Origin of the sequence: Ehrlichia minasensis, assembly GCF_004181775.1 — a bacterium.
Classification (GTDB): Bacteria; Pseudomonadota; Alphaproteobacteria; order Rickettsiales; family Anaplasmataceae; genus Ehrlichia; species Ehrlichia minasensis.
Genome location: NZ_QOHL01000016.1, coordinates 1 through 14580 on the forward strand (window position 1 = coordinate 1; position 14580 = coordinate 14580).

8 protein-coding genes and 1 pseudogene are annotated in these 14580 nt (G+C 30.0%); 2 read left to right on the forward strand and 7 right to left on the reverse strand.

Annotation, left to right across the window (positions count from 1 at the left end; translation table 11 throughout):
* Window positions 1-272 precede the first annotated feature (272 nt).
* Window positions 273-1661 (forward strand): amidophosphoribosyltransferase, encoded by a 1389-nt coding sequence (gene purF, locus DRF75_RS03500; RefSeq protein ID WP_045171103.1) that lies wholly within the window; start codon window positions 273-275, stop codon window positions 1659-1661.
* Window positions 1662-2846: 1185 nt separating this feature from the next.
* Here the strand turns inward: purF and ygfZ are convergent.
* Together ygfZ and DRF75_RS03510 are read right to left on the reverse strand one after the other, a co-directional pair.
* Entirely contained in the window at window positions 2847-3683 is an 837-nt protein-coding gene (gene ygfZ / locus DRF75_RS03505; protein ID WP_129992660.1) for a CAF17-like 4Fe-4S cluster assembly/insertion protein YgfZ, read from the reverse strand.
* A gap of 1254 nt (window positions 3684-4937) precedes the next feature.
* Window positions 4938-6866 carry a heme lyase CcmF/NrfE family subunit gene (locus DRF75_RS03510; protein ID WP_045171101.1) on the reverse strand — a complete coding sequence of 643 codons (1929 nt, stop codon included), beginning with the start codon at window positions 6864-6866 and terminating at the stop codon, window positions 4938-4940.
* Between the two features lie 924 nt (window positions 6867-7790).
* Between DRF75_RS03510 and DRF75_RS03515 the strand changes: the two genes are divergently transcribed.
* Window positions 7791-10214 (forward strand): valine--tRNA ligase, encoded by a 2424-nt coding sequence (locus tag DRF75_RS03515; protein WP_129992661.1) that lies wholly within the window; start codon window positions 7791-7793, stop codon window positions 10212-10214.
* A gap of 483 nt (window positions 10215-10697) precedes the next feature.
* On the opposite strand, the gene smpB is transcribed toward DRF75_RS03515, so the two are convergent.
* The 5 genes and pseudogenes from smpB to atpH all read right to left on the reverse strand — a co-directional run bounded on the left by smpB (window position 10698) and on the right by atpH (window position 14437).
* Window positions 10698-11144 carry an SsrA-binding protein SmpB gene (gene smpB / locus DRF75_RS03520; protein ID WP_045171099.1) on the reverse strand — a complete coding sequence of 149 codons (447 nt, stop codon included), beginning with the start codon at window positions 11142-11144 and terminating at the stop codon, window positions 10698-10700.
* Between the two features lie 21 nt (window positions 11145-11165).
* Entirely contained in the window at window positions 11166-11801 is a 636-nt protein-coding gene (gene ribB / locus DRF75_RS03525; protein WP_045171098.1) for a 3,4-dihydroxy-2-butanone-4-phosphate synthase, read from the reverse strand.
* A 17-nt stretch (window positions 11802-11818) separates the two neighbouring features.
* Window positions 11819-12319, reverse strand: coding sequence for a transcription elongation factor GreA (gene greA, locus DRF75_RS03530; RefSeq protein WP_045171097.1), 501 nt, complete (start codon window positions 12317-12319; stop codon window positions 11819-11821).
* Between the two features lie 24 nt (window positions 12320-12343).
* Window positions 12344-13873 carry a F0F1 ATP synthase subunit alpha gene (gene atpA, locus DRF75_RS03535; protein WP_045171096.1) on the reverse strand — a complete coding sequence of 510 codons (1530 nt, stop codon included), beginning with the start codon at window positions 13871-13873 and terminating at the stop codon, window positions 12344-12346.
* Window positions 13873-14437: pseudogene (gene atpH / locus DRF75_RS03540) on the reverse strand (ATP synthase F1 subunit delta). Before atpH ends, atpA begins: the two are co-directional and overlap by 1 nt.
* Between the last annotated feature and the right edge of the window lie 143 nt (window positions 14438-14580).

Sequence of the window (14580 nt, forward strand, 5' to 3'; positions counted from 1 at the left end):
GCAGAAATCAGAGATCTCCTAAAATAGGAAGATGTTCTAAATCTATAAAATTGCTAATATCATGGTTTTTTTATTCCCATTCTTGAATCAGAACATAATAAATGAGCTTTTTGCACTGTATCAACACTAGAAAATACTGCCATAACAATAAAAATGACACAACTGATACAACTATACCAGACTTTAATAATAATAATTTAAATATAAGTTATTAAAGTTTCTGTCTTTCTATGCTAAAATATCAACTTACAGAATTCTAATTTCTAATAACTATGCAGTTCAAAGAAATATATGAAGAATGTGGCGTATTTGCCATACAAAACAACAAACATGCTGCAGTGAACTGTATCTTAGGATTACACGCACTTCAACATAGAGGACAAGAATCATTTGGCATAGTAACTTCAGAAGATAACAATCTCTATTGTCACTATTCCAATGAACAAGTTAACAGCATGTTTAATCAGCAACCTAAAATAAATCTACTACTCGGGAAATCTGCAATTGGACATGTACGTTATTCTACAAGTGGTAGTAAAATCGGTGCACAACCAATAACTTTAGATTGTAAATTCGGAAAATTGGCAATAGCACATAATGGTAACTTAACCAACGCAACACAAATAAGAAACTCATTAACTAAAAAAGGATGCATATTTTCATCTGACATAGATACAGAAATAATTGCACATCTAATCGCTATCAATACACAGGCTACTCTGTTAAATAACATTACAGATGCACTAAAAACTATTAACGGTGCATACTCAATAGTAATTCTCGTCAATGGTACCATAATATGCTGCCGTGACCCAGCTGGTATTAGACCGCTAGTATTAGGCATATTAGATAACTCATATATTGTAGCTTCAGAAACTTGTTCTTTAGACATAGTTGGAGCACAATTTGTAAGAGAGGTATCACCAGGAGAATTTATTACAATTGATCAAAAGAATACTTTAACAAGCTTTTTCCCATTTAAAAAACAAAAATCAAGTTTTTGCATTTTTGAATACGTATATTTTGCACGGCCAGACAGTATAATAAATAACAAATCTGTATACGAAATACGTAAAAACATAGGGAAAGAACTTGCAATAGAAAATCCTGTACCAAAAGATACACATATGGTAGTACCAGTACCAGATTCTGGAGTACCAGCTGCATTAGGATTCTCAGAATATACAAAAATACCTTTTGAATTTGGAATTATTAGAAATCATTACGTAGGAAGAACTTTTATCCAACCTAGTGACTACATTCGTAATATGGGAGTAAAACTCAAACATAATGCTAACGCTTCTATTTTGAAAGACAAAATAATAGTCCTAATAGATGATAGTCTCGTTAGAGGTACAACATTAAAAAACATCATAACATTATTACATAAAGCAAAAGTTAAAGAAATACATCTTAGAATTTCCAGTCCACCAACTATAAATTCTTGCTTTTACGGAATAGACACACCAGAAGAGTCAAAGTTAATAGCAAACAATCTATCAACTACAGAAATCAAAGACAAGCTTGGCTGTGATAGCATATATTTTCTAAGTATAAATGGCCTTTACAAAGCAATCAGTAACACAACTAGGAATAATAGTTCCCCTCAATACTGCGATGCTTGTTTCACTGGAGATTATCCTATAGGGAAAATCGAGTAACTCTAAAAAAACTGATATCCAATTACATATGTATAGCAAGCTATTTTTATCCCTAAATGATTGTAATCTTATATAACGTTAAGCACTTGAGCCCTTAATTAAACTTTCATTCATAAGATTTTACCGTTGCTATAAGTAATGCTAAAAGCTATTTCTACAACTTTTTATTTACTTTTTTTATTAAGGTCAGTAATTTGTGTAATTGTTATGAAAAATAGCTCTTTAGCATAAGTGTAAGCAAATTATCAAGATTTTTAATTATGTCTTTGCAGTGTTATGTAAGTTAATGTGAAATACAAATCAATTATTTTTCACAGTATCTATTTGTTATAGAGAACTCAGTAGTTCTGTGTAATTATATATGCGTAAAAAAATAGTTTTTTAGAATTAAATATAAGAATTTACCAGTGTACCATCACTTATTGTAGTGTTTCTATCAATCAATATGAAATACAATAGTTATTTTTATTGTACTATATGTTTCTAGAGCAGAGTCAGTGATACGGGTTTTCCAGTATTAAATACAATAGGGTCATCAAACACTTGCTCTAGAGGTGATTACTTGTTATGCGTTTGTATTGTTTTCATAAATTGTTATGGAATGTGATTAGTTATTTTTTTATAACTAACTTTTTATGTAAAATAACAATTTATGTTTAATGTTAGGTGTAATTATTTACAAACTACCATAACTTGTTTAGTAAGTTATATATTGTAAGATGGCCAAAGTGATCTAAAGAATAAAAGATGCACTTTACATATGTATAATGTTAAAAATCAGTCAGAGCACTTACACAAAAAACATACATTAGCTACGGGAAAGTTGTAGTAAGGACAATATTTAAAAATAGGAAATATATTAATTATAAAAAGCTATTTTTTTCATATACATAATTATACAGAACACTAAGTCCTCTATAGCAAAGTAGATACTGTGAAAAATAATTGATTTGTATTTCACATTAACTTATATAACACTACAAACACATAATAAGTAATCTAGAAACCTGATCAATTGTTTAAATTTCATTCCATTTTTATACATAATATAATTACACCACTTACTGATTAAGCAATAAAAAACTAAAGTGAAAACAACTAGTCATATCTTATATTAATCCATAGAAACATCGCAAATAATATACTACAACTAAAATAATTCCCTATAGATATTAAAGAATGATATCAATGAAGTAGCACTTTTATCTTCGCATTACCAATTCTTAAATCACACAAGTTATCACAGGAATTAACATCTAATAAACATAACCCCATATTACCAACATTAGACAATAACTCACCTACTTCTTTCTGATCCCATATAACCTTTGTATCATCAAAAGATTCATTTTCAGAAATTACAGTATATATTTTTTTCTTTACTCCAGCACGATACATACGTGCAACTACTTCTTGTCCTATGTAACAACCTTTATTAAAATCAATCGCATTAAATTCGTCCATCCTAAATTGTAGAGGGAATGAAGTACCTTTTATCATATCCTTATTACAATCTGGAACAGTATTACTTATCCTTAATATTTCATAATCTTCATATCCCTTAGCATCACTACTCACATTACTCAATGCTTCATTAGATTCATCAAATATCACACGTAATCCCAATGTAGATAACCTAGGGTCCTGAAAAAATACAGTATTACCTTCACAATAAGTGTATCCACATATACTGTTACTATATTCTTCACCAATAAACACTCCAACTTTATAATGTTTTTTTTCCCTAATAACCACTTTTGATTGCAATTTGTATGACAAAAATTTTTGTATAACTGCATCTTTATCTATACTGCAACAATCCAACAACACACATTTTTCATACTGCACAACAAAAAAATCATACATATATCTACCACTAGGACTTAAAAGTAGAGAATAGACAGCTTTGTTCTGAGTGAGATTTAAAACATTATTTGTTGTAGTACGATTTAGCAATTGCTTAGCATCTGGTCCATGAAATAGCACGATACTTCTATTAGGCAAAACTATAAATTTGCTCATATTTCACCACATCCTCATTATTTTTATTTAATTCTGTATATAAAAAACAATCATGCAATGGTTATTCTAATGCTTATGCTATTATAACAATCTATACATATTTTCTTATTTTCAACATATTCAAAAATTATTTTCTTACTGTACTACACCACTACCATAATAGCTAAGTTTATTATTTACAATAACAATTATACACCTTATTTATTATACCATACTCAATCTATCTAAAAATTGCTTTTACTGCACCACATTACTATCAAAACATTTATAACATAACTACACTTTTTATATTCAATAACAACTCTTTATTTACTACTACCTACATAACACATTAAAAACCTCTCTTTTTTTCTATTAATCACACCATTAAATATCAACAAAAGTAATTACTTAACGATCTCTTGCAAACAATTACTTTTTACTATTTATAACAACACACATGCACTCATTTTATACTATTCTCAATCTAATCAAAAACTGATCATAAATACAAAAGCATAATCAATAAAGTTATAAGTCCTGAAAACTCAAAACTCTCTACTGAAATTTTATTTATCTTTTTACCTAATCCCACAATAATGATCATTATATCACTGCTAAATTCAAAATAAGAAAAAGCTTATACTCCCTGCTACAACACCACCATACTAAAGACTTCTCAGTTTAATCTTAACAAACTATGAGTACTATTAAACTTTGACAACAATTTCCGATATTCCTTAAAAGAAGAATTACATTACCTAACTTGTAGAAATTACTTCTTACAACTTCATGTCATACAAAATCAAAAAAAATTCACTGTTCTTCACTCACTTTATACACCTTTCCCACAATACACCAAATATTAAGCACCACATTACTTATAATTAAACCCATACAATAAGTAACTAACTTAATCCAAGTATAATTTCTAATATTTAAGAAAATTGTATTGATTTAGCTATAGTAGTCATCTTTTACAACTTTACTCCTCTATCAAATGAATGTAAAAACATCTATTGCCATCTTCTAAATATTATATACTTTTTTCATCACAATCATAACACTAAGCATTAACAACTATGCTTCATACTAAAACTTATGCAGTATTTACTTAGAAATACATTTAATCTAAGCTCATATCTTTTAAAAGAAAAATTGCATTGTTCTTGAGCTATAGTAATAATTCCACATGTACTCTAAATTACAACCAAAATAATGAAACCCTATAAATAACTATGATTGTATCACTCACTGTAAAACATTATTCAAACATCAAGTAGAACTATCAGTTTTCAATTCTTCAAACATAACAGCTTTTCTTGTAGTAGTGTTAGCAAACAATCCTATAACACCACCAAATGTGATTAACAAAAATCCTATCCATATTAAATTTACAAAAGGCTTATAATATATCTTTACTGCTATACCCATAACTTTATCTATATCGCCAATAACAATATAAACATCAGATAACCAATGCCTATATATAGCACTTTCAGTATTTCTAACTCCTTCAACTATATAAAACCTATTTTCAGGAAATATTTTACCTAATATTGCACCAGACTTTACTATTAAAAACTTTCCACGTATAGCATTGTAATTTTCATTTTCCACAAAAGATAACTTAGATAAAACAATTTGAAGATCTTTCGCCTTAACAGTGCTACCTTCTTTCATATAAAGTTCATAAGTTTCACTCCATACAGTAGATCCAATTACACCAAATATAAAAACAGCAACACCAACATGTGATATTAGCATGGAATAATATTGTGCAGAGCAGTATCTAATCAATCTCACAGTTTCACAAAATGGGACAGCAAACATTTTGATTTTCCTACAATATGTTTCTAATACTGATAAAAACAATAGAACTGACAACAGAATCATTAAAATAACAAAAAAATTATTATCCATAATGAAAGGAACAATCAATAAAGTTATAAGTCCTGAAAATTTAAAATTCTCTACTAAAATTTTATTTCTCTTTTTGTCCAATCCTATAACAATGATCATCAATAACAAAGTACAAAATATTAAATAATTGAACAAAGAATTGTAATAAGGAGCACCTATGGAAATAACATCTCCTGTTATAACTTCCAATACAATAGGATATACAGTACCGATAAATACTATAGTAAAAGCCGTTAACAGTAGAACATTGTTAAACAACAACATTGTAACTTCTGACAAGAATAAAAAATTATGTTTTTCCTCTTGAGTTTTCTTTGCAAAACAAATAAAACTTACAATCCCACTACTAATTATGATACCAATCAACATTAATATATAGAATCCACACTTTGGATCATTAGCAAAAGCGTGAACAGATATTAAAACACCAGACCTCACTAAGAATGTACCAATCAGGCTCATTATAAATGAAAAGATTGATAACAAAGTTGCAGCATTATAAAATAAATTAAACTTTCTAACTAAAGGCAGTAAATGAATTAAAGCTGTTCCAAATAGCCATGGCATAAGTGAAGCATTTTCAACAGGGTCCCAAAACCAAAACCCTCCCCAACCTAATTCTCTATAAGCCCACCAACTACCTAATCCTATTCCTAAAGTTAAAAATGACCATGCTACTAAAGTCCACTTATTTATAATAGTTGCCCATTTTACACTATCCTTTTGAACAATAATACCAGCTACAGCAAGAGAAAATACTACACTAAATCCTACGTACCCTAAATACAAAATAGGAGGATGTATCATTAATCCAGTATCCTGAAGTATAGGGTTAAAACCTAATCCTTCATATTCAATAGTAGTCATTTTTACAAAAGGGTTAGATATGAATAAGGTAAATAATAAAAATCCAAAATTCATTATATGTTGTATTGAAATAGATATTTTTTTGAAATTTCCTCTCTCAAGAAAAATCTCTAATAACAAACTATAAAAACTTATTATCCACACCCATAATAAAATAGAACCTTCATGATTACCCCAAATACCAAATATTTTATACAATAAAGGTTTAGTTGTATGTGAATTGTAGTACACATTACAAAACGAGAAATCATCAACAATGTGTATATACAACAATAAACCCATAGCAGAACTTGTCAGCATAAATATCAATATCGTGAATACCTTTGACCAGCAAAAAGATAAATAAGAAATAAATGGATATAAAATTGAAAATACACACGCCATTAAAAGCGGAAATTCTATTAAATTAATCATTATACATTTTAACAATACTTAAAAAATAAGGATTATTTATTATAAGACTTTAATAAAAACTTGCAAAGCGTAGCTTTATAGATACAACATCACATCTAATAAATTACAGTTATTGAAAGATCATCTTCTCCATAACATATCTTCAAGAAATATCACTACAGACCAATAAATTTTCATCAGTTCAGAACTATTATGCTCTAGTAACTTAACTATTAACAACATAAACAAATTACTAAAGTACAATTTTCCGGCAGCAAGTATTATAAACTATTTCAAACATAAAAAACTCACTAAACATTAACATCATACTTGCAATAATACACCACATAAAGTTATTACTAAACACAAGATTATCACGTACACAACAACTTACAAATAATGTTCGAAATTCACAGTGTTTTCAATACCTATCAACACAATCAACTAATTACACAATAATACATTCCCAATAAGTAACTGTTATCAATAAGATTTTGTACCATACAAAACTCACGCAATGGTTAACATCTACAATTCAGTACGTTCGTTACTAATTATCAATCCTTTACATAGACAAATTACTGAAATAACTCTTAGATTCACAATATCTTTCAACATCTATTACAAATTAAAACTACTAACTGTGCAAAGTTAGACTCTTCAATTATATACAATTCAAAATAACGGGCTAATAGCTACAATGTTATTAATATTTATATCAAAGCCTTACATCGATACAGCAATTACCATCTAATAATCCTTTTTAATACTATATAATCTCCAAAGATTCACAAGCTTTGCAATGTTTATCACTATAATATCAATATGATATACATCAATAAAAGCTAATATAAAACCAACAGTACTATATTAGCAAAATTATCATTGTTTCAACAGATGCAATTCTCTATACTTGAGCAAGAAAAGTAAGTAAAATGTTTTATAATGCAGCCTATTTTTAACAATAAATACCAATTTAAAGACATAGAAACAAAATATAACACCCTTTGGGACACAACAAAATTATACAAATGGAAAAACTCAGGAACTAATCAATTTATAATTGATACACCACCTCCAACAATATCTGGGCAATTACATATAGGACATGTTTTTAGTTATTGTCACACAGATTTTATAGCAAGATATCAGCGCATGCTTGGAAAGGATGTGTTTTATCCTATAGGTTTTGATGACAATGGCTTACCAACAGAACGATTAGTAGAAAAAACAAAAAAAATACGCGCTACAGCCATTGGGCGCAAAGAATTTAAGACAATATGTACACAAGTATCAAATGAATTTAGGATACAATTTAAACAGCTTTTTCAATCTATTGGAATCAGTTACGACTGGAATTTAGAGTATCACACAATAAGTAAAGAGATACAAAAAATATCTCAGACATCATTTATAAACTTATATAACAAAGGAAAACTATATAGAAAACTACAACCTATATTTTGGGACTGCATTGATAAAACAGCAATAGCACGTGCTGAAGTAGAAGAAAATGAACTATTATCTTTTATGAATACAATAACATTTTCTACAGAAGCAGGTAAAACAATCAACATTGCAACAACTCGACCAGAACTTATGCCAGCTTGCGTTGCTGTATTTTTTAATCCTTCAGATGTTAGATATCAGGATTTGCTTGGGCAAAACGCTATAGTACCAATATTTGGTAACAAAGTAAAAATACTACCAGATGATCAAGTAAAAATAGATAAAGGAACTGGATTAGTAATGTGCTGTACATTTGGAGACGAAATGGATGTATACTGGTGGAATAAGCACAGCTTAGATACTAAAATTATTATAAGTAAATCAGGCACCATAGTCCACTTAAGTAGTAATACACCACAAGGGCAAGATGTATGCAATCAATTACATGGATTATCAATAACAAAGGCCAGAACACTAATTATTGAAATATTAGAACAAAATAACCTGCTGATACAAAAACAAGAAATTACTCACAATGTCAAATGTGCAGAAAGGTCAGGAGCACCGATTGAAATATTATTAAGTTACCAATGGTTTATAAAAGTAGTAGACATAAAACATGAACTATTAAAACAAGTACAAAAAATCAACTGGTATCCACAATCTATGCGCAAACAAATAGAAATTTGGATAGAAGGGTTAAACTGGGACTGGTGTATATCACGTCAAAGATATTTTGGTGTACCATTTCCAGTTTGGTATTCTAAGGATGGAAAAATCATCTTACCAGATATTAATAAATTACCAGTAGACCCAACTAATGATTTACCAGAAGGACACCAAAATACAGAAATAGAAGCAGAAACCGATGTCATGGATACTTGGGCTACTAGTTCATTATCAACTCAATTTCACAACACATCTACAGTACCTGCAGATTTACGAGCTCAAAGCCATGAAATAATAAGATCCTGGGCGTTTTATACTATTTTGCAAGCCTACTATCATAATAATGACATACCATGGAAAAATATAATGATTAGTGGATGGTGCCTAGCAGAAGACAAAACAAAAATGAGCAAATCAAAAGGCAATGTTTTAACACCCAATAAACTGCTAGATGAGTATGGTGCAGATGTAGTTCGTTACTGGGCTGCAAATTCTAAATTAGGAACAGACACTACATTTTCTAATGAAACTCTAAAACTAGGAAAAAGATTCACAACTAAACTTTGGAATGCAAGTAAATTTGTTTCAATGTTTATCGATCAGTATTCAGAACCAGATTTGCAATATATCACAGAAACAATGGACAAGTGGATACTGTCAAAATTATACAAAGTAATTATTAAAGCAACAGAAAGCTTTAATTCCTTTGAATACTGCATTGCACTTGACTATATAGAATCCTTCTTTTGGAAAGATTTTTGTGATAACTATCTTGAGTTGTCTAAAAAAAGAGCATATGGAGAACTTACAAGTAAGCAAGAACACCTGAGTGCAGTTAATACTCTATCCTTCACACTAAGAGAGTTACTCAAAATGTTAGCTCCATTTATGCCGTACATTACAGAAGAGATATATAGAACACTTTATAGCAGTAACAATTCAATCCACAGACATAACACTTGGCCTATCGCAGATGCAAGCTTGTACAATGAATCAGATGAATTATTAGGAGAAAAATTTATAGAAATTCTCAATCAAGTAAGGAAGATAAAAGCTAATGCTCAATTATCTGTAAAATATAAAATAAATAAACTAATTATCAATAACAAACATTTTCCAGTTTCATTAGAAAATGACTTAAAAGCAGTCTGTAATGCTGATTGTATAGCCTATAACAACCAACCAATACCCGATAGCAACGGAGAACAACTTTTAGTTTCAGTGGAATTTGATAACCAGAAAATTATATAAACATTAGTACTTATTTATAATATTACAAATACTAGTAACATGACACAAAATACATAATGCTTACATTACAAGTTAAAGAAGATTTAGAATAAGCAATTAGTTCACACTAAATCATATAACAAATGAGTATTATGATGCAGTTAATAGAATGAGGAAAACTTTGCCTTTGATATATTCTCCTATATTACTTCAATGTTTGATACACATGTCTGAAAGTATCTAGCTTACTCAGCAATTTAAACTCAAATAGTATACTTAAATTTTTCTGATGTTCTTTCTTAAAACTCTGAGTAATAAATATCATAAGATACAAAATACTACTATATCAATTTTATGCAACACTTCCAATACTTCAATTATACTAAAAAATCCCTATCTTCTACTCTATCATACCACAACCTTCTAAGTGCAAATATGGGTTCCGCGTTGATTATCTTTTTCTATTCTCAAAATTTATGGAATACACAAGTTTAAAACATGATGTTAATTACCACGCAACACACGACTCTTTTCTCTATTCCAATCCCTGGTCTTTATAGTCTCTCTTTTATCATGAAGCTTTTTCCCTTTTACAATAACAATCTTGGCCTTAGCTAGACCTTTCTCATTGAAATACAAAGATAACGGCACAACAGTAAAACCATCATTTTTCATATTTCCAGATATTTTATATATTTGCTTTTTTCTTAATAACAACTTCCTAGGTCTAGTAGGATTATGATTCCTAGTACTTGCCTGATTATATTCTGAAATATGTAGATTACATAACCACAATTCCATATTTTTTTCAGTAACATATGCTTCAGCTATACTCACCTTTCTTTGACGTAAAGACTTTACCTCACTACCAATCAACACAATACCAGCATCAAATTCCTGAATAATAAAATAATTAAATCTTACTTTACGATTTTCAATTATGACGTCCACAGAAAAATTTTACTCCTCATATTAATATGTTTTTATATATTGAATAAGTTTTTCTATACTAGTAACCTTAACGTTATAACGTTGAGAAAACTCTATAATATCAGGCATTCTTGACATTGTACCATCAGGATTCATTAACTCACATACTACAGCTACTGGAGCTAATCCTGCAATTTTTGCAATTTCAACACTTGCTTCTGTATGACCATGTCTCTCAAGCACTCCACCTTGTTTAGCAACAATGGGGAAAATATGTCCTGGGGTTACAAAATCATCCTTCGTAACATTTTTATCAACAACCTTAAGAATAGTATTTGCTCTATCATGAGCAGAAACACCAGTAGTAATACCATAACGAACATCTATAGAAGTAGCAAAAGACGCGCTATTATTATTCACATGTCTTTTTGGTATGAACTCCAATCCTAATTTATGCATTAAATCTTCTGTAATAGATAAACATACAATACCACTGCCATGAGTTATCATAAAATTAATTGCATCACTTGTTACTTTCTCCGCTAAAACTACTAAATCACCCTCATTTTCCCTTTGTGCATCATCAATCAAAATGAATACTTTACCTTGTTTAGCATCTTCAATGATATGCTCTATAGGAGAAATAAAACTTGAACTTTCTGATACAATAATACCCATTAACTCTCTAACCTTCTTTATATAAATTCAATCTTTATAATTTTATATATTTTATAATCACCTCTCGGAGTTCTAACTTCTACAACATCACCTTCCTTTTTTCCTAATAATGATAAAACTAAAGGAGATTTTATCGAAATCATTTGTTTAGAGATGTCAACTTCATACTCACCAACAATCTTATAGGCCACTTCATCAGTATTACCAGTTTGTTCATCATATATAGACATAGTCACAGTTGCACCAAACATAACAGTGTCGCCTGATAGATTTGACACATCTATAACTTCAGCTCTAGATCTCTTTGACTCCAGCTCCATTATCTTACTTTCTATTAATCCTTGTCTTTCACGAGCAGCATGATATTCTGCATTTTCAGACAAATCCCCTAATTCACGTGCTTCAGAAATAGACTTAATAATCTTAGGCCTCTCATGTTTTAATGACTCTAACTCTAACTCAAGCTTTTCAAATCCACTTTTCGTAATAGGGAACCTTTCATTCATATAGTTATTCATAAGCCATACCTACATAACAGAGAATTACTTAAAATTAGAAGTAACCTTACTTATAATGTCTAATAACAAGTCTTTTACATCATCAGTAAAATTACTTGATATACTACTTAACACATCTGGATAATTTTCATTGAGCTCCTTTAAAAGCATTTCTTCAAATTTACCTATATCGCTCACACTAATATCATCTAAACAACCACTTGTACCAGAAAATATCACAGCAACTTGTTCTGCTACAGATAACGGAGAATACTGTTTCTGCTTTAACAATTCCATCATTCTTCTACCTCTATCTAGCACTTTTCTAGAATGTACATCAATATCAGACCCAAATTTTGCAAAATCCTCTAATTCTCTATATTGAGCCAAACTTAACTTTACAGAACCTGCAACTTTTTTAACAGACTTAATCTGTGCAGCAGAACCTACCCTTGAAACAGACAATCCAACATTTACAGCTGGACGGAACCCCTTATAAAAAATTTCAGACTCAAGGAAAATCTGACCATCAGTAATTGAAATTACATTAGTTGGAACATAAGCAGACACATCACCAGCTTGCGTCTCAATTATCGGTAAAGCAGTTAACGATCCAGCACCTTGCTCATCTGACATCTTAGCTGCTCTTTCCAATAACCTAGAATGTAAGAAAAATACATCACCAGGATATGCCTCACGACCAGGAGGACGTCTCAACAATAAAGACATCTGTCTATAAGCAACAGCATGCTTTGATAAATCATCATACACAATCAAACAGTGCATGCCATTATCTCTAAAAAACTCACCCATTGCACAAGCAGCATATGGTGCTAAATATTGGAACGACACAGTATCAGAAGCTCCAGCAGCAACAACAATTGTATACTCTAAAGCTCCAGTTACACGCAACTTATCAACTATCCTTGCAATAGCAGAATTCTTCTGCCCTATCGCAACATAAATACAGTAAACTTTTTCCTTTTCTGAAACAGTATCATTATGCAACTTTTGATTAATAATAGTATCAATTGCTATTGCAGTTTTTCCTGTTTTCCTATCACCTATAATCAATTCACGTTGACCACGACCTATTGGTATTAACATATCTATAACTTTAATACCAGTCTGCAAAGGTTCACTAACAGATTGCCTTGCAATAATACCTGGCGCTTTAATTTCTACTGGCAACCTAATTTTACTATCAATATTACCAGCACCATCAATAGGACTACCTAACGCATCAACTACTCTCCCTAAAAGTTCCAGCCCAACAGGGATATCCATTAATTTTCCTGTACATTTTGCTGTATTACCTTCTCCAACACTTCTCTCATTACCAAATACAACTACACTAGCAGTATCACAATCCAACCCTAATACTATACCTGTAACCCCATTAGTAAAAACTACTACTTCTCCAAACTTTGCTTTCTCTAAGCCATATACTATAGCTATACCATCTTTAACAGATATAACTTCACCTACGCTATCAGCTTTTACTTGATTATCAAAATTTTCAATACGCTCCTTAATAACTCTTAACACTTCACCTGGAGATATAGTATCATTCATTATTTTACCTTACTATTCACTTATACTACATACAGCCATTTTACTAAGTTCTCTTAAACTTTGTAAATAACTATTTAACGATACATCTATAACGTCAAAATTTACTCTAATAATAAAGCCACCCAAAATGCTAGGATCTAAGTTATTCGTGATATCAACAACCTTGCCATATTTTTCAAGCAACGCATTACATATACCTTCCTCTTCCCGTTTTGTTAGTAAAGCACACGAAGTAACAGATATACTAATCTCTTTATTATGTCTTCTTACTAAATCAAGAAAAGCATTAAAAATTTGTAGTAGTATATTTCCTCTATTATTCTCAATAACAATTATCATAAACTTGACTAATATAGGGTCAATATAATCACCAACTACCTTAATAAGACTTATTTTACTCTCTTTTGATATTATAGGACTAGACAAAAACATAGGAATATCATTGCCATTTTCAAGAACACTTATAACAAACTCTACACTCTTACAAATAGAGTTAGCATCTGATACACTAAATAATGCTTGAGCATAACAAGATGCTATATAGCCACCTCTATACTGAGTCATAAGCTTTTAAAGGAAACATAAAACAGCAAAATGTTATACATTATCATAATAGCAGTCAAGTTATTTTATATATTAATAAACAAGACAACAATTACTATTGCAATAAACAACTGTGCTTGCAATATTTTCAAAATCTTTCACCT